We start from the raw sequence: 17,355 nt of genomic DNA, 5'->3' as shown, positions 1-17,355 counted from the left end.
GCGCTGACCGGGGGCCACCCACACCGCCGGATGGGTCCTCACCACGCACGGCAGCCCGGAGCGCACCGGCCGGTGTCGCCAATAGACATGGGCTTCGCATCCACGCGAAGGCTTCAGCCCTCAGGCGCTTCCTGTGGCGAAGGTGCCCTGCGCGCCAGCCCTCCCTTCCTCGCCACGATCGCGCCGGCCCATCGGCGCGGACGTCGCCTCTCATCCGCGGCCCGCTCCAGTGGTCCCCGGGAGCAAGGGCCCCGCTGTGGCCCGACCGCGTCAACTCCGCCCTGCTGTTTGGTCCGTTGCCGGTGCTGACCGGGCCTGCCTGTCCACCGTCGCGCCATCGCACCGTGGTTCGGCGCCCACAGACCCACCATTGCTCACCACCTCATCGAGGGAGACCGCCATGGCCGTCACCGACCGCACCACCACCGCCCCACGGGCCCCGATGGATCCGCTGCGGAAGACCGCGCTGATCGCTGGGGCGCTGTATCTGCTGACCTTCGTCTCGATCCCCACCCTGGCCCTCTACGGACCCGTCCACGACCCCGACTACATTCTGGGTCCGGGCCCGGACGGCCCGATCCTGCTCGGGGTGGGCCTGGAGATCGTCGTGGCACTGGCTGGCATCGGCACCGCCATCGTGCTGCACCGGGTGCTCCAACGCGTCAACGAGACGCTCTCCTTGGGGTTCATCGCCGCCCGCACCTTGGAGGCGGCCACCATCTTCGCCAGCGTCGCCTGCCTGCTCACCATCGTGAGTCTGCGCCAAGCCGGCACCGGGGCCGAGGCCCTGGTCAGCGCCCAGACCCTGATCATCCTGCGCGACTGGATGTTCCTCACCGGACAGGGCTTCATCCCCGCCGTCAACGCCCTGCTGCTGGGCCCGCTGCTCTACCGGGCCCGGCTGGTGCCCAGGATCCTGCCCATCATCGGCTTCATCGGTGCGGCCCTGCTGGTGGCCTCGGCCGTGGCCACCACCCTCGACCTGTGGGGACAGGTCTCCGCCCTGGCCGTCCTGGCGGCCCTGCCGATCGCGCTGTGGGAGTTCTCCCTCGGGGTGTGGCTGGTGGTCAAAGGCTTCACACCCTCACCCTTCACCACCGGACCGGACACCACCGGCATCACCGGCCCGGGCCACGACGGCCGGCGATAACCATCCCCGGTGCTGCACCCCACCGGGCAGGCACCGGCACGAGTTCCACCGCATCAACCCCGCGGCACCAGCCACGGGCACTGCCACCGAAGGACACCGCCATGGCCACCACCGCCGCACCCCAGCTCACCCACCCCAACGACCGCGGCCCCGACAGTGAGCTGCCGCTGCACCGTCTGCACCTAATGCGCGCCGGCTACGCCCTGATGGGCGTGGGCCTGATGATCTTCCGGGTACCCGACCTCTTCGTCCACGAACAGCCCTGGCCACTGAAGGAGAGCGTGGTCGTGTGCATGCTCACCGCCATGGCAGTCCTGGCGCTGCTGGGCCTGCGCTACCCGGTGAAACTGATCCCGATCCTGCTGTTCGAAGTGGCCTGGAAGCTCACCTGGCTCCCCGTCGTCGCCCTGCCCAAACTGCTCGCCGGCGAGATGGACACCGAGACGATGGAGGTACTGGTCAACTGCACCCTCGTCGTCATCATCATCGCCGTCATTCCGTGGGGCTACGTCTGGCGCCACTACCTCACCGCCACAGGCGACCGGTGGCGCTGACCTGGCTCCGACAGGCCGTAGCAGGCGCCACATCAGCAACAGATGCCCAGGCCATCAGCATCTCGCCCCTGAAGCACCTGAAGAAGACCCGCAATTGAGGTGGCCGACCCCGGGAGTTCCCGGACGCGCCGGTAGCGGGCCGCACACCACCCAGGTCTCGGGCACCTGGGTGGCGGGCGGCCCTTGCTTCAATCAGTCGAAGGGTGTTGCGGATCGGGGAATCAGTGAAGGCCGGGCGCCGCCGGGCGGGGTCCTTACCGGCAACCCTGCGCCTGACCACCGAATCGGTGATCCGCTCCCGCATGCTCTCCGGTTCCACCGGGGCCAGGGCGGCCATGACGGTGAACACCATCGGCCCATGGGCGTGGCGGTGTCCACGTCTTCCCCGCCGAGGGCCAGCACCCGCACCCCGGCACCACCGATCATTCCGTGCAGCACCGATCGTGGACGGGGGGTCAGTCCGGTGTTCTTCTAGCTGGTGTCAGGGCTCATCTCCCACGTGTAGGGGACGGAGTGGCCACCCAGGAGGTGGTTCGCCGCGCACACCACCTGGTTGCGCAGGGCCGGCGGCAGGGTCAGCGCGTGGTGGAGGAACGCATCGACTTCCAGCTCACCGATGTCACCGCCCAGCCGGAACGTCCACCACCACAGGTCCATGACGCTGAAACCGGCTCCGCGGAGGCCCTCGCGGATCAGCCGTGCCTGCGCTCGAGCGATCGTCCTGTCATCCATCCGGATCCCATGCTCGCCCGATGATGGCCCCAGTGTAGACCGCCCCCACCGGGCACTCCGGGCCGCCCGCGTCACCCCGAACCAGACAGTGCACCGGCCCTCGGCCAGCTGCCCCAGCAGCCGCTCCTGCTTCCTGGCCCGCCACCGCAGCGCACGGGCCCGGAAGACCCGCGTTACTGCACCGAGTGCAAGGCTGACTCCCGGTGTCCCGCCGATGGCTGACCCGGCGGGACCACTTTTCCCTGGTCCCCTCACCCTCCGACCCACGGGAAAAGCAGTAAACTGACCACCAAGAGGGGGTCGGTGAGACTGGGGCGCTTTCTTCGCTGACGGCGTCGGCAGCGGCCATCGTGCCAGCCCGGCCATCCCTGCCGAACGGCGTGCCCCCGATGTCCCCTGACTCCTCTTCCGGTGGGCTGGCCGCGGTCTTCGCCCAGCTGCACGGGATGTTCCTGTCCGAACACGACGCCACCACCGCGGTGACCCACCTGGCCCGGGTGGCCCAGCAGATGATCCCGGGGGCGGCCGGGGCCGGGGTCTCCTTGCTGGATGAGGCCGGCACCCGGATCACGACGGCGGCCACCGACACCCTGGTGGAGGCCGCCGACGCCGCCCAGTACGACCTCGGGATGGGCCCGTGCCTGAGCGCGTGGGCCACCGGCGAGCCCCAGCGGATCGAGGACACCACTACCGAGACCCGCTGGCCGGCCTGGAAGACGGCCGCCGCCGCCTCCGGGATCCGCTCAGTGCTCAGCACCCCGCTGGTGTACCAGGGCCGGGCCCTGGGGGCGCTGAAGGTCTACGCCGCCACCCCGGCGGCCTTCGGGGAGACGGAGGAGCGACTGCTGGGGCAGCTGGCGCAGGCGGCGGCCACCCTGCTCGGGGCCGCCCAGCCGGTCGAGGCCCCGGTGCGCCTGAGTGCGTCGCTGAAGGACGCGCTGGCCACCCGGGAGAGGATCGGGCTGGCCACCGGGGTGCTCATGGCCCGGCAGCACCTGGACCCCGAGGCGGCCCGGACGGTGCTGCTGGAACGAGCGCACACCGCAGGCCGGCGGGTGGCCGAGGTCGCCGCCGAAGTGCTGGACGCCGTCTAGGACCACCCCGAGGACCACAGGAGGGTCACCGATGGCCACACCGAGAAATGCCGACGAGGAGGCGGTCGGCCATGAGCAGGCGAGGTGCCTGCAGGCCACCATGGTCGCCGCCGGCATCGACCGGGCCCAGTTGTGGCTGTACTTCTTCGGCATCGGCGGGGACGTGTCCGAGTTCGAGCTCGACGCCTACCTGCACCACTCGATGCTCCTGCCGCGGCTGCAGCGGGATCTGCTGGCCCAGGCCGCCAACGAGATCCTCATGGACCTGGCCCCACCCAAGGCGCCCTACGCCGCGGACCTGGCGGACGACCAGCCCGATCCGGCCGAGGACGGCGCTGCCAAGGACAACAGTGCACCGATCCAGGAGTCCGCTGTGCTGGACCACGACCACCCCGGGACACCCGAGGACTGAAGCGCAGGGCACTCACCGGACGGGTGCCCTCTCCCCGAGCACCCGAGTATTTATCGAACCGAGCAAAGGACCGATCATGACCGATCACGGACAAGGCGGGGCGCCCGTGGCGGACCTGCACGAGTTGCTGCTGGCCTCCGAGGACATCAGCGGCTTCCTCGGCTCCTTCACGGCTTCGATCGCCCAGGCGCTGTCCACAGACGGGGAGCAGGTGTGGTGCGCGGTGACCCTGCTGCGCCCCAAACGCTCCGCCACCGTGGCCGCCTCCAGCCCCCACGCCGAGGCCCTGGATGAGATCCAATACCACTACGGCGACGGGCCGTGCCTGACCGCCGCCCGGGAGCACCGGGTGGTCTACGTGGCCGACACCCGCACCGACCCGAGGTGGCCGGCCTATGGGAAAGCGGCGGCGGAGGCCGGGATCCTCTCGGCCCTGGGGGTGCCCTTCGAGCTGGGCGGGGAGGCCGAGGCGGGGCTGGACGTCTACGCCGACACCACCGACAAGCACGACGCGGCGACCATCAAGGTGATCCAGGCCCAGGTGGCTCAGGCCTCCACGGTGCTGCGCCTGGCGGTGCGTCTGGCCCGCCACCGCGACACCGAGGCGGACCTGCAAGCGGCGATGGCCTCGCGCACGACCATCGATCTGGCCGTGGGCATCATCATGGGCCAGAACCGCTGCACCCAACAGAAGGCCGTGGAGATCCTCCGGGCGGCCTCCAGCCACCGCAACGTGAAACTTCGGGACCTGGCCGCCGAACTGGTCGCCCGGGTGGGCAAGGGCCCGGCGGCCACCCACTTCGAGGCCTGACCACGGCGAGAAGCACGGGGATCCCCGGCCTTCCCGGCCCCGCCTGTGGCGGTGGAGGGCACGCCCGCCTCCTGCCGCCCCTCCGGTGAATGCGGGGTGTGCACCTGCGGATTCACCTCAGGGCCACACATGGCCGCTCATGGCCACTGCCGGGCGATATTGACCGGCCGGCTGGAGGCGCCGGGCCCCCGCGCGGGCCGTACACTGGTCATCATGGGGGGTCGGTGAGACGAGGCGATTCCTGTGCTGACGGTTCCGGCAGCGGCCATCGCGCCAACCCGGCCCCCTCGGCCGAACGGCGCACCCCATGTCCCCCGCACCTTGTCCTGGTGACTCCTCCCCCGCCCCTGCCCGCCTGCTTCTGAGCGCACACGACGCCACGACCGCAGTGGCCCAGCTGACCCGCACCGCCCACCAGATCGTTCCCGGCGCGACCGGGGCCGGGCTGTCCCTGCTCGACGCCCACGGCACGGGGATCTCCAGCGCGGCCACCGGCCCGGCCGTTCAGGCCGCCGACGACGTGCAGTACGCCCAGGGGGTGGGTCCGTGCCTGAGCGCCTGGGCCACCGGGGCACCCCAGCGCATTGAGGACACCACCACCGAGACCCGCTGGCCGGGGTGGTCGGCAGCCGCAGCCGCGGCGGGGATCCGCTCAGCACTGAGCATCCCGCTGGTCCACCAGGGGCAGGTCCTGGGGGCGCTGAAGGTCTACGCCGCGGCCCCGTCCGCCTTCGGGGCGGCCGAGGAGAGGCTGCTGGGGCTGCTGGCCCAGGCGGTGGCCACCCTGCTCGCAGCGACCCCACCCGTGGAGGCCCCCGCGCCCCGGCCGGCCCCGGTGCAGCAGGCGCGGGCGACGGTCGAGGCGGCCACCGAGGTGCTGAGGACCCGCGAGGACCTGGACCCTGCGGCGGCCCGGGCGGCGCTGCTGGAGCTGGCCCGCACCCAGCAACGGCCTTTGGGCGAGGTCGCTACCCAGGTGCTGGAGACTGCGGTCGGGGTTGAGCAGGCCCGCCGGTTGGGTGCCACCATGGTCGCCGCCAACATCACCCGGGCCGAGCTGTGGCTGCACCACTACAGCATCGGCGGAGACGTGAGCGAGCTGGAAGTCGACGCCTACCTGCACCACGCCCTGACCCTGCCCCGCCTGCAGCGGGACCTGCTGGCTCATGCCGCCAACGAGATCCTCGACGAGACCGCCCCGCCCCGGGCTGCCTACGCCCTCGACGTTCTGGAGGACGAGGTCTACTTCCCGGCAGATCGCGGTTCGCCGGAGCAGAACGTTGCCCTCCAGGACTGCGCTGTGCTGGACCAGGTCGACCCACACCACCCCGAGGCCTAGGACGCCCCAGCCCGCACCGGTCACGAGCACCCCGCCACCGTCCGGTCCAGCAGCTGAGAACAAAGGACAGGACCATGACCGAGCACGAGACGCACGAGGTGCCTGTAGCACGCCTGCAGGAACTGCTGCTGGACTCCGAAGACATCACCGGGTTCCTCAATGCCTTCACGGCCACCCTCGCCGCCGCCCTGTCCACCGATCGCGAGCAGGTGTGGTGCGCGATCACCCTGCTGCGCCCGCGACGCTCCACCACCGTGGCCGCCTCCAACCCCCACGCCGAGGCCCTCGACGAGATCCAGCAGCACTACGGCGACGGGCCGTGCCTGACCGCCGCCCGCGAGCACCGGGTGGTGTACGTGCCCGACACCCGCACCGACCCCCGCTGGCCGGCCTACGGGGCCGCGGCCGCGCAAGCCGGGATCCTCTGCGCCCTGGGGGTGCCCATGGAGCTGGGCGAGGAGACCACCGCGGGGGTCAACGTCTACGCCCACCACCCCCACGCCTTCGACCAGGCCACCATCGCAGCCGTTCAGGCCCAGGTGGCCGCCACCTCGGCCGCGCTGCGGCTGGCCGTGCGGATGCAGAACCACCGCGACACCGAGACCGACCTCAAAGCAGCGATAGCCTCCCGGACGACCATCGACCTGGCCGTGGGCATCATCATGGGCCAGAACCGCTGCACCCAGGAACGCGCCTTCGAGATCCTGCGGGCGGCCTCCAACCACCGCAACGTGAAACTGCGGGAGCTGGCCGCCGAGTTCGTCGCCCGGGTCGGCAAGGGCCCGGCCACCACCCACTTTGAGCACTGACGGTAGTACCCGCCTGCGGACCGGAGGGTTGGGCATGTTGTCGCCCTGGAAGCGGACAAAAGATGCGCCGGGACGGTCGGTGTTTAGGGTTGCCGGTCGAGCCGGGCCAGCAGCAGGGCCTCGGCCAGCATGCCCCGGCGCAGATCGGTGAGGTCCAGGGACTCGTCGACCCCGTGGGCGCGGGTGTCGGGGTCCTCGGCCCCGGTGATGAGGAACTGCGCGTCGGGGAACAGCCGGGCTAGTTCGGCCACGATCGGAATGGAGCCGCCCACGCCCATGTCCACCGCCGGAACCCCCCAGGCCTGTTCCATGGCCCAGTGCATGGCCCGGGCGGCCGGGGAGTCGGGGTCGGCGGCGAAGGGCCGGCCGGCCGCGCCGGGGAGGAAGCGGACCTCGGCGCCGAAGGGGGCGTGGGCCTGGACGTGGCGACCCAACACGTCCAAAGCATGGGTGGGATCGTTGCCCGGGGGGATGCGCAGGCTGATCTTGGCCCGGGCGACCGGCTGGAGGGTGTTGGCGGCCACCGCGGTGGCCGGGGCGTCGATGCTCACCACGGCCAGGGCCGGCTTCGTCCACAGCCGCGCGGTCAGCGGACCGGTCCCGGCCAGCCGCACCCGGTTTGGAACGGCGGCGTCGGTGCGGAACTGGTCCTCGTCCAACTCCACCTCCGTCTTGTCCGACCCCACGAGTCCTTCGACGGCCACGTCGCCGTGCTCGTCGTGGAAGGTGGCGATCAGCCGCCCGAGCAAGGTCAGGGCATCCAGGGCGGGTCCGCCGTAGGTGCCCGAGTGCAGCCCGTGGGACAGAGCGCGGACCTCCACGGTGCCGTCGACCAGCCCGCGCAGGCTGGTGGTCAGGGCCGGCACGCCGACCTGCCAGTTGCCGGAGTCGGCCACGACCACCACATCAGCCCGCAGCAGCTCCTGGTGCTCGGCGAACAGGGCCGGCAGGGTCGGGGACCCGGTCTCCTCCTCGCCCTCGATGAACACGGTGATCCCCAGCCTCAGGTCCTCGCCGAGCACGTCGTGGACGGCTCGGAGGGCGGCGACGTGGAGCATGATCCCGGCTTTGTCATCGGCCACTCCGCGGCCGTAGAGCCGCCCGTCCCGCTCGGTGGCGGTGAACGGGCAGGAGGCCCAGTGCTGGGGGTTCCCGGCGGGCTGGACGTCGTGGTGGGCGTAGAGCAGCACCGTGGGCGCTCCCTCGGCGGCCGGCCGCCGGGCGAGAACGGCCGGGGCGCCGGGATCACCGGCCTCAGTGGTGGCCCGCAGGATGCGCACCTCGTCCAGCCCGGTGCTGGTCAGCAGCTCGGCGACCAGGTCCGCGCCGCGGTCGAGCTCGGCAGGGTCGTAGGCGGGCCAAGCGATGCCCGGGATCGCCACCAGCCGTCCCAGATCGGCCAGGGCCGTCTCGAAACCGGCGTCGACGCTGGACCGCAACGCCTCCACGGGGACCAATGAATGCTCGTGGTCGGCAACCATGCCCCCACTGTAGTGACCCGCCCGCGGTGCCCCCCTGACACGGGGGCGAGGTCGTGCCGGTCGGCGGATGCCTTGCAGGCGCTCTGACTTGCCCCTACGGTGAGACACGACGATCATCAGCACACTGATGCTTGTGGGACTGCCGATGACAGGGAGACGAACATGGACCAGGACAAGGCACCGATCCTCGAAGGACTGGCCGACCACCACGAGAAGGGCCGCTACGGCTTCACCCCGCCGGGCCACCGCCAGGGCCGCGGCGTGGACCAGCAGACCCTGGACGTGCTGGGAGAGGCCCCGTTCCGCAATGACCTGCTGGCCAGTGCGGGGCTGGATGACCGGATCTCCTCCAACGGCTACCTGGAGACCGCCCAGCAACTGATGGCCGAGGCGGTCGGGGCCGAGCAGACCTTCTTCTCCACCTGCGGGTCCTCCCTGTCGGTGAAGGCCGCGATGCTGGCCGTGACCCGCGGCACCGGGGACATCCTCATCGGCCGCGACGCCCACAAGTCGGTCACCGCCGGGCTGATCCTCACCGGCCTGCAACCGCGCTGGATCAACCCCACCTGGGACCACGAGCTCAACATCGCCCACCCCCCGACCCCCGAGGCTGTGGAGACGATGTGGCAGCGCCACCCGGACGCGGCCGCGGCCCTGATCGTCAGCCCCACCCCGTACGGGACGTGTGCGGACATCGAGGCGATCGCGGGCATCTGCCACTCCCGCGGCAAGCCCCTGATCGTCGACGAGGCCTGGGGCGCGCACCTGCCCTTCCACGACGGCCTGCCCACCTGGGCGATGGACGCCGGGGCGGACATCTGCGTGGTCAGTGTGCACAAGATGGGCCTGGGCTTCGAGCAGGGCTCCGTCTACCACCTGCAGGGCAACCTGATCGACCCGATCCGGCTCCAGCAGTGCGCCGACTTGCTGGCCACCACCAGCGCCAGCACCATCATCTACGCCGGCATCGACGCCTGGCGCCGCCAGATGGTCCAACACGGGCACCAGCAGCTCGACGCCGCCCTCAAGCTGGTGAAGAAGGCGCGCAAGCAGATCGACGAGATCCCCGGGCTCCACGTGCTCCACGACGAGCTGATCCGCGAGGAGGCCTCCCACGACCTCGACCCCTTCCACGTGCTCATCGACGTGACGGGGCTGGGGATCAGCGGCTACCAGGCCACCGACTGGCTGCGCCACCAGTGCGGGATCGACATGGGCGTCACCGACTCCCGCCACACCGAGGCCACCTTCTCCCAGTCCGACGACGAGACCACCGCCACCCGGCTCGTCGAGGCGCTGACCGCCCTGAAGGAGGCTGCTCCCGAGCTGCCCCGCCCCACGGAGGTGAAGCTGCCGGCCTTCTCGGATCTGGAGCAGGAGACCGTGCACCTGCCCCGGGAGGCGTTCTTCGGCCCCGTCGAGGTCGTCCCCGCGCAGGAGGCCGCCGGGCGGATCTGCGCGGAGCAGATCACCCCCTACCCCCCGGGGATCCCGGCGATCCTGCCCGGGGAGCGGATCAACGGCAACGTGGTGGAGTACCTGCGCAGCGGCGTGGAGGCAGGCATGGTCCTGCCCGACCCGGCCGACCCGTCCCTGCAGACCATCCGCGTCGTCCAAGCCTGAACACCACCTCTGAAGCGCCTCCGAGATCTGTCCGCGCGATGCGGGGACAGGCCCCGGGGGTGGAAAGTATGGAGGCGCCCCCGGGGGCGCAAACCATGCAAATCCCTGGTCCGCCAGACGCAACGGGCGTACCGTGGAGGATGGTCCAGCAGGTGGCCATGAGATTCAGTGCATGCGATGAAGGACGCTCCTCATGGGCCACAAGCTCTCCGTGCTGATCCAGATTGACCTCGCCGAGACCCTGCACGGGGCCAGCCCCGTGCAGGTGGTGCCCCACGACCTGCCCGCCCACCGGCCCGCACCTGCCCGGGCCGCCCGTTCCGTGCAGGAGCTGGGGTGGGCGGCATGAGCCGGGCACCGCGCACCAGGCCCTCGGTGCAGGCCGAACAGATCGACCGGGTCCTGACCTCCCTGGGCCAGCGGCTGGGTGCGGTCACCGGCGGGGCGGCGGTGGCCGCCATCGCCCAGGCCGCCGTCCACCACGTGGCAGGGACCCGGTGGGCCAGTGTGAGCGTGGCCACCCCGGGGCGGTTCCGCACCCTGGTGGCCACCGCCCCGATGGCCGCCCAAGCTGACGCGCTCCAGCACGCCACCGGGCAGGGCCCCGCCGTGGACCCTCTGCTGGAGGGCGCCGTGCACCTGGTCGGGGACCTGGCACGGGACCGCCGCTGGCCGGCCTTCACCGCCGGCGCCGCCCAGCACCTGGACGTGGCGAGCCTGGTGGTCTACCGCCTGCCCCTGCCCGAGGACCCGGGCACCACCGTGGGGCTGAGCCTGTACGCAGACGTCCCGGACGCCTTCGACGGGCCGGGGCTGTGGGCCGGGTCCGTGCTGGCCTCCCACGCCGTCATGGCGGTGGCGGCCGGACACCACCGCCGGCAGACCCAGCACCAGGACCAGGCCGTGGCCGGCGCCCGGGAGGTCGGCACCGCCACCGGGGTGCTGATGACCCGCTACGGGCTGAGCCGTGAGGAGGCCCTCGAGATGATCCGCGCCACGGCCCAGGACACCCACCGCAGCATGGCCCAGGTCGCCGCCGAGATCATCGACACCGAGCTCCACCGCCTCCCGCCCATGCCCACCGGCCCCCAGCATCTGCACCGGGCCTCCTGATCCCAGCCCCGACCTCTGAAGGACACCATGTCGAGAACCTCGACGACGGGCCGTCGGCCGAGCCCCTTCGCCCCCTGCGCCGTCACCGGCGTCCTGGGCCGGCCCAGGAGAGCTTTCCCCAAGACTGACATCACCCATATAGTCAGTACGCGTATCGATTCCTTGGTGAGCCGGGGAATGGTCCGGCACCTCAAGCCACGGGGCAGGCCGGAGCGGACGAGCACGGGAGCACAACGATGTGCGGCATAGCGGGAGAAATCGCGTTCAGAGGAACGCGGGCCGACAGCGAGGCGGTGGGCCGGATGACGGCGGCGTTGGCCGAGCGGGGCCCGGACGGGCACGGCGAATGGAGCGGGGGCTGGGTCTCCCTGGGCCACCGGCGCCTGAAGATCATCGACCTCTCCGAGGCCGGGGCCCAGCCCATGGTCGACGCGGACCGCGGGCTCGCGGTCGTCTTCAACGGGTGCATCTACAACCACCGAGAACTGCGGCAGGAGCTGCGGGACGCGTACGAGTTCCGTTCCACCTCGGACACCGAGGTCATCCTGGCCGCCTACAACCGGTGGGGCGAGGATTTCGTGGACCACCTCGTGGGCATGTTCGCGATCGCCCTCGTCGACCGCCGGCGGCACCGGGTGCTGCTGGTGCGGGACCGGCTGGGGATCAAGCCCCTCTACCTAGCGCAGGTGGGCGGGGCCCTGCGCTTCGCCTCCACCCTGCCGGCCCTGGTGGCCGCCGGCGGGGTGGACACCGGAATCGACGAGGTGGGCCTGCACCACTACCTGAGCTGGCACTCCATCGTCCCTGCCCCGACCACGATCCTGTCGGGGGTGACCAAGCTGCCCCCCGCCACGGTGCGCGTGGTCGACGCCGAGGGCCGCACCCGCGACCGGGTCTACTGGCAGCCCGACTACACCCGCCGGGAAGAACACGAGGGGTGGGCGCCCGAGGACTGGCAGGAAGCCGTCCACGAGTCCCTGCGCACCGCGGTGGAACGCCGACTGGTCGCCGACGTGCCGGTGGGCGTGCTGCTGTCGGGGGGCCTGGACTCCAGCCTGCTCGTGGCCCTGCTGGCCGAGGCCGGCCAGCAGCACCTGTCCACCTTCAGCATCGGCTTCGAGGATGCCGGCGATCGCGCCGGCGATGAGTTCGCCTACTCCGACCTGGTGGCCGAGGTCTTCGGCACCGACCACCACCGCCTCCGCATCGGCGCCACGGACCTGCCCGGGGCGGTCGAGGCCACCGTCGGTGCCATGGCCGAGCCCATGACCAGCCACGACGTCACCGCGTTCTATCTGCTGTCGCAGGCGGTGTCCGCGCACGTGAAGGTGGTGCAGTCCGGTCAGGGCGCGGACGAGATGTTCGCCGGCTACGCCTACCACCAGGCGGCCGCGGGCCTGCCCCGGAACACGGCCCTGGACACGTTCACCGCGGCGTTCGACGACCACGACCAGGCTCAGCTCCTGGAGATCCTCGAGCCCGAGTGGCTGGACCCGACCGACCCCAGCCGGGCCCTGCTCGCCGAGCACCTGGCCGCCCCGGGGGCGGCCACGGCCCTGGACGCGGTGCTGCGCCTGGACACCCACCTGCTGATGGCCGATGACCCGGTCAAGCGGGTGGACAGCATGACCATGTCCTTCGGGCTGGAGGCCCGGGTGCCGTTTTTGGACCAGGACCTGGTGGAGCTGGCCGCGGCGTGCCCGCCGGAGCTGAAGACCGCCCAGGGCGGCAAGGGGATCCTCAAGGACCTGGGCCGGACGATCCTGCCCGCGGAGGTGGTCGACCGGCCCAAGGGCTACTTCCCCGTCCCGGCCCTGTGCCACCTGGAGGAACCGATCCTCACCCTGGTCCGGGAGGCGCTCTACGCCCCCGAGGCCAAGCAGCGGGGCCTGTTCCGCTCCGAGACCGTCGAGGACCTCCTGGCGCAGCCCAACGTCCGCCACGCGCCCACCGGGCCCAACGTGCTGTGGCAGCTGGGCCTGCTGGAGATGTGGTTGCAGCGCCACGGCGTCGGCTGACACCAGTGGCTCCGAAGGACGTCATGGAAGATCGTGGAAAGGACGGGTCTGTGCGCACGTTCGGTGTGGAAGAGGAACTGCTGCTGGTCGACGCCACGACCCTGCAGCCGTTGCCGGCCGGGGAGTGGGCGGTGACGCTCCAGGATGCTTCCGCCTCCGGCCACGAGGTGACCGCGGAGCTGCAGCAGGAGCAGCTCGAGGTCGCCTCCCCGCCCCAGACCACCCTGGCCGGGCAGCTCGAGGCCATCCGTACCGGCCGCGCCCTGGCCGAGGCGGCGGCCGCGAAGGTGGGCGGTCGGGTGGCCGCCCTGCCCACCGCCCCGGGGCCGGTCACCCCGCACCTGGTCCCGGCCCCGCGCTACCGCCGGATCGCGGAGCACTTCGGGCTCACCGCCGCCGAGCAGCTCACCAACGGTTTCCACATCCACGTCGGCATCACCTCGCGGGAGGAGGGCGTGGCGGTGCTGGACCGGATCCGTGTCTGGTTGCCGGTTCTGTTGGCATTGAGTGCGAACTCCCCGTTCTGGCACGGGATCGACACCGGCTTCGCCTCCTACCGCTACCAGGCCTGGAACCGGTGGCCCACCGCCGGGCCCACCGACGTCTTCGGCTCCCCCGCCGGCTACGACCGCCACCGGGCGGTGCTGCTGGGCACGGGCGTGCCGCTGGACGCGGGGATGCTCTACTTCGACGCCCGCCTGTGCGAGCACCACCCCACTCTCGAGGTACGGGTCGCCGACGTCTGCCTGGACGCCGGGCACGCCGCGGTGATCGCCACCCTCGTCCGGGCCCTGGTCGAGACCGCCGCCCGGCAGTGGCGCGAGGACGCCCCGGCGGTGCCGGCGTCGGTGCTGCGCACCTGGTCCTGGCAGGCCAGCCACACCGGGGTGGAGGAGCGGCTGATCGACCCCGCCACCGGCACCCCCGCCCCGGCCGGGGACGTCATCGCACGGCTGCTGGACACGGTCCGCCCCGTGCTCACCGAGTACGAGGAGGAGGAACAGGTCGAGGCCGTGATCGCCGACATCCTGCGCCACGGCACCGGGGCCCGGCACCAGCGCCAGGCCTACGCCGCCCGCCACGACGTGCGCGACGTCGTGACCGCAGCGCTGGAGGCGACGCACCGCACCCCGACCGTCCTCCCGGTGGATCCACCTCCGGCGTGGGAGGAATCGGTGGACGGGTCACCAGAGGGCACCCCGACGGCCGTCTGAGCACGTCCGCCCGTGCGGGCTGCGGACCGGCGGATCCTAGGTCTGCTGGTTGAGCCGGGCCAGCAGCAGAGCCTCGGCCAGCATCCCCTGACGCAGGTCGGCGAGGTCCAGGGACTCATCGACCCCGTGGGCGCGGGTGTCGGGATCCTCAGCACCGGTGACCAGGATCTGCGCGTCCGGGAACAGCTGCGCCAATTCCGCCACGATCGGGATCGCGCCCCCGATACCCATGTTCACCGCCGGTGTCCCCCAGGCCTGACCCATGGCCCAGTGCATGGCCTCGGCGGCCGCGGAGTGCTGGTCGGCGGCGAACGGCCGGGATCCGCTGGTGGAGTGGAGGGACACCTCGGCCCCGAACGGGGCGTGCTCGATCACGTGCCGTTCCAGGGCCGCCAGGGCGCGGTCGGGGTCGTTGCCCGGCGGGATGCAGATGCTCACCCGGGCCCGGGCCACCGGTTGCAGGGTGTTGGCCGCCACCGCGGTGGGCGGGGCGTCGATCCCGGCGACCACCAGGGCCGGTTTCGTCCACAGCCGGGCGGTGATGGGTCCGGTGCCGGCCAGCCTGACGCCCTCCGGCACCCCGGCGTCGGCCCGGAACTGCGCCTCGTCCAGCTCCAGCTCTGTGTCCTCGGAGCCCACCAGGCCCTGGACGGCCACGTCGCCGTTCTCGTCGTGGAAGGTGGCGATCAGCCGCCCCAGTACCGTGAGGGCATCCAGGACCGGGCCGCCGTAGGTCCCGGAGTGCAGTCCGTGGGACAGGGCGCGGACCTCCACGATCCCATCGACCAGTCCGCGCAGGCTCGTCGTCAGGGCCGGAGTCCCGACCCGCCAGTTCCCGGAGTCGGCGGCGACGATCACATTGGCGCGCAGGGCCTCGCGGTGCTGGGCGAAGAAGGCCGGCAGGGTCGGGGACCCGGTCTCCTCCTCCCCCTCCACGAAGACCGTGATGCCCAGTCCCAGGTCCTCCCCCAGCTCCTGGAGCACGGCGCCCACCGCGGCGACGTGGAGCATGATCCCGGCCTTGTCGTCGGCCACCCCGCGGCCGTACAGCCGCCCGTCCCGCTCGGCGGCGGTGAACGGCGAGGTGGTCCAGGCCTGGGGGTCCTCGGCCGGCTGGACGTCGTGGTGGGCGTAGAGCAGCACCGTGGGCGCCCCCGGGGCGGCGGGCCGGCGCGCCAGCACCGCCGGGGCGCCGGCCACGCCGGCCTCGGTGGTGGCCCGGAGGATCCGCACCTCATCCAGCCCGGTGTCCCGCAGCAGCTCGGCGACCACTTCCGCGCCGCGCTCCAGCTGCGCCGGATCGTAGCCGGGCCAGGCGACGCCGGGGATCGCCACCAGCCGTCCCAGGTCGGCCAGGGAGGTGTCGAAGCCGGCATCAATCCGGGCGCGCAACGCCTCCACGGGCACCAGGGGATCCACAGGGTTGGCAGTCATGTGCTCACTCTCCTGGTGCTCGAGGTCTCAGCGGGCGGGTCGGGTCAGCACGAACCCGCTCGTGGGGAGGGCCGGGAGGTGGTCCAGGGGGATGGACAGGTCCTGGACCGGCACCTGGAGGTTCGTGGTGGCCAGCAGCCGGGTGGCGCGGGTGAGCAGCTCCACGGTGGACCACTCCCCGGGACAGCGGTGGGTCTGCCCGTGCCGGCCGGCGCCCTGGGCGATCAGCGACCAGGGGTCCTCACCCCAGGACCAACCCCGGAAGCGCTCCGGGGCGAAACTGTGCGGGTCCTCCCACAGCCGGGCGTCGTGGCAGGTGCCGTAGAGGTCCAGCATCACCCAGTCCCCCACCCCGAAGTGGTGCCCGCGCCATGCGAAGGCCTCGCGGGCCCGTCCGCCCACGGCCGGGAAGAACGGGTAGTAGCGGCGCACCTCCTGGACGAAGGGCTCCAGGTCCGTCTCCTGCCCGGCGGCGAAGGCTACTCGCCACTGCGGGTGCTCGTGCAGGGCCACGGCGGCGAAGACGATGTACCGGGCCACCGCCACGGTCGGGCGCAGGACGTTGAGCAGCTCGATCGCGGCCGTCCGGGCCGGCAGGAGCTCCCCGTCGAGGTCACGGTGGTGGGCGAGCACGTGGACGGCCGTGCCCTCGGGCGCCTCCAGGGCCCCGGAGCGGACGGCCTCGACGAGGCCGGTGGCCCAGCGTTCGGTGACCGTGCGCCGGGCGCGGGCGTACCAGTTGGGCGGGCCGAAACGGGGAGCGTTGTCGATCATCAGCGCGAACTCCCGGGCCCGGCGAGCCACCTGATACTCGGGCAGCGGCACCCCGGCCCAGGCGCACACGGTGCGGGTGAGGACCTGGCGCACCTCCTCGTGCAGCACGATCTTCTCCTGCCCGGCCCACCGCTGTTCGGCCGCGCGCCACTGGTCCTCGAAGAGGTTCCCGAGCCGGGTCATCGCCTCCGGGGTCATCAGGGACAGGAAGGCCCGGGCCCGGTGCCGGTGGGCCTCCCCGTCGAGGGTCTGCACGGAGCCGGTGTCCTGGAGCAGGTGCTGGGCCGAGGGCGGCAGCGCCCCCACCCGGGTGAACCGGTCGCGGGCATAGAACAACTCCGCGGCCTCGGCCCCACGCACGAACGTGATCGGGCGCAGGGCCAGCCGGCTGGTGAACAAATCCGTGCCCAGCGCATCACACCGCGACGAGATGAACGGGTAGCCCTCGCGCAGGAACGCGATCGTGCTGTCGAACGGAACACGTGCCACAGCGCCTCCGGCCATCGGATCATCAGCACACTTGCCGAGCAAGCTACCACCCGGGGACGTGGCGTGTGGGGGCGCCGCAGCCCGGTGCACTGTTCCCGGTGGACTACTTCCACCGCTGGTCCCCGGCAGGCCGGCCACCAGTAGCGACGACGCAGGACCCCACGGGATCCCTCGGTTGCGGTCGGGCTGCGCCGCAGGGATTAGGATTTTCGTTCGGTGGTCAAGCAGCCGGCTGCCGGGCGGCACCGCGGTGCCGCCCAGCCTCACCATCGCTGCCCCCACTGCGGGGATCCGGGCCCCGTCGAAGC

At 72.0% G+C, this 17,355-nt stretch carries 16 protein-coding genes; 12 read left to right on the top strand and 4 right to left on the bottom strand.

All coding sequences use genetic code 11. The features are described 5' to 3' along the window. Positions 1 to 400: 400 nt before the first annotated feature. Complete coding sequence (locus ACYSMR_RS17100) at positions 401 to 1,150, top strand: DUF4386 domain-containing protein (RefSeq protein WP_461746795.1); 750 nt, start codon at positions 401 to 403, stop codon at positions 1,148 to 1,150. A gap of 101 nt (positions 1,151 to 1,251) precedes the next feature. After that, positions 1,252 to 1,704, top strand: coding sequence for a hypothetical protein (locus tag ACYSMR_RS17095; protein WP_461746793.1), 453 nt, complete (start codon positions 1,252 to 1,254; stop codon positions 1,702 to 1,704). A gap of 471 nt (positions 1,705 to 2,175) precedes the next feature. Here ACYSMR_RS17095 and ACYSMR_RS17090 read toward each other — a convergent pair whose 3' ends face one another. Continuing rightward, positions 2,176 to 2,436: a hypothetical protein gene (locus tag ACYSMR_RS17090; protein WP_461746791.1), complete on the bottom strand. Its 261-nt coding sequence runs from the start codon at positions 2,434 to 2,436 to the stop codon at positions 2,176 to 2,178. Between the two features lie 389 nt (positions 2,437 to 2,825). On the opposite strand from ACYSMR_RS17090, the gene ACYSMR_RS17085 reads away from it, so the two are divergent. The 5 genes from ACYSMR_RS17085 to ACYSMR_RS17065 all read left to right on the top strand — a co-directional run bounded on the left by ACYSMR_RS17085 (position 2,826) and on the right by ACYSMR_RS17065 (position 6,901). Further along, entirely contained in the window at positions 2,826 to 3,530 is a 705-nt protein-coding gene (locus tag ACYSMR_RS17085) for a GAF and ANTAR domain-containing protein (protein WP_461746789.1), read from the top strand. Between the two features lie 31 nt (positions 3,531 to 3,561). After that, the gene (locus ACYSMR_RS17080; protein ID WP_461746787.1) at positions 3,562 to 3,942 is read left to right on the top strand and encodes a hypothetical protein; all 381 of its coding nucleotides are present in this window, start codon (positions 3,562 to 3,564) and stop codon (positions 3,940 to 3,942) included. Positions 3,943 to 4,018: 76 nt separating this feature from the next. Next, entirely contained in the window at positions 4,019 to 4,753 is a 735-nt protein-coding gene (locus ACYSMR_RS17075) for an ANTAR domain-containing protein (RefSeq protein ID WP_461746785.1), read from the top strand. A 307-nt stretch (positions 4,754 to 5,060) separates the two neighbouring features. After that, entirely contained in the window at positions 5,061 to 6,092 is a 1,032-nt protein-coding gene (locus ACYSMR_RS17070; RefSeq protein ID WP_461746783.1) for a GAF domain-containing protein, read from the top strand. Between the two features lie 74 nt (positions 6,093 to 6,166). Then, a complete protein-coding gene (locus tag ACYSMR_RS17065) occupies positions 6,167 to 6,901 on the top strand; it encodes a GAF and ANTAR domain-containing protein (protein WP_461746781.1) in 735 nt (244 codons plus the stop codon). Between the two features lie 83 nt (positions 6,902 to 6,984). On the opposite strand, the gene ACYSMR_RS17060 is transcribed toward ACYSMR_RS17065, so the two are convergent. Further along, positions 6,985 to 8,382: a M20/M25/M40 family metallo-hydrolase gene (locus tag ACYSMR_RS17060; protein WP_461746779.1), complete on the bottom strand. Its 1,398-nt coding sequence runs from the start codon at positions 8,380 to 8,382 to the stop codon at positions 6,985 to 6,987. A gap of 162 nt (positions 8,383 to 8,544) precedes the next feature. Between ACYSMR_RS17060 and ACYSMR_RS17055 the strand changes: the two genes are divergently transcribed. The 5 genes from ACYSMR_RS17055 to ACYSMR_RS17035 all read left to right on the top strand — a co-directional run bounded on the left by ACYSMR_RS17055 (position 8,545) and on the right by ACYSMR_RS17035 (position 14,350). Continuing rightward, entirely contained in the window at positions 8,545 to 10,005 is a 1,461-nt protein-coding gene (locus ACYSMR_RS17055) for an aminotransferase class I/II-fold pyridoxal phosphate-dependent enzyme (protein WP_461746777.1), read from the top strand. Positions 10,006 to 10,198: 193 nt separating this feature from the next. Beyond that, entirely contained in the window at positions 10,199 to 10,354 is a 156-nt protein-coding gene (locus ACYSMR_RS17050) for a hypothetical protein (RefSeq protein WP_461746775.1), read from the top strand. Next, the gene (locus ACYSMR_RS17045; protein WP_461746773.1) at positions 10,351 to 11,118 is read left to right on the top strand and encodes an ANTAR domain-containing protein; all 768 of its coding nucleotides are present in this window, start codon (positions 10,351 to 10,353) and stop codon (positions 11,116 to 11,118) included. Before ACYSMR_RS17050 ends, ACYSMR_RS17045 begins: the two co-directional genes overlap by 4 nt. A 236-nt stretch (positions 11,119 to 11,354) precedes the next feature. Continuing rightward, on the top strand, positions 11,355 to 13,136 hold the full coding sequence (locus tag ACYSMR_RS17040; protein WP_461746771.1) for an N-acetylglutaminylglutamine amidotransferase: 1,782 nt from the start codon (positions 11,355 to 11,357) through the stop codon (positions 13,134 to 13,136). Positions 13,137 to 13,186: 50 nt separating this feature from the next. Further along, positions 13,187 to 14,350: a glutamate--cysteine ligase gene (locus ACYSMR_RS17035; protein ID WP_461746769.1), complete on the top strand. Its 1,164-nt coding sequence runs from the start codon at positions 13,187 to 13,189 to the stop codon at positions 14,348 to 14,350. A gap of 36 nt (positions 14,351 to 14,386) precedes the next feature. On the opposite strand, the gene ACYSMR_RS17030 is transcribed toward ACYSMR_RS17035, so the two are convergent. Together ACYSMR_RS17030 and ACYSMR_RS17025 are read right to left on the bottom strand one after the other, a co-directional pair. Continuing rightward, entirely contained in the window at positions 14,387 to 15,784 is a 1,398-nt protein-coding gene (locus ACYSMR_RS17030) for a M20/M25/M40 family metallo-hydrolase (protein WP_461746767.1), read from the bottom strand. Positions 15,785 to 15,811: 27 nt separating this feature from the next. Further along, complete coding sequence (locus ACYSMR_RS17025) at positions 15,812 to 17,047, bottom strand: cytochrome P450 (RefSeq protein ID WP_461746765.1); 1,236 nt, start codon at positions 17,045 to 17,047, stop codon at positions 15,812 to 15,814. Positions 17,048 to 17,355: the final 308 nt, after the last annotated feature.

Source organism: Kocuria sp. U4B, from assembly GCF_054875615.1.
The sequence above is the reverse complement of the archived record's forward strand: the minus strand, read 5'-3'. Positions and strand labels throughout refer to the sequence as shown.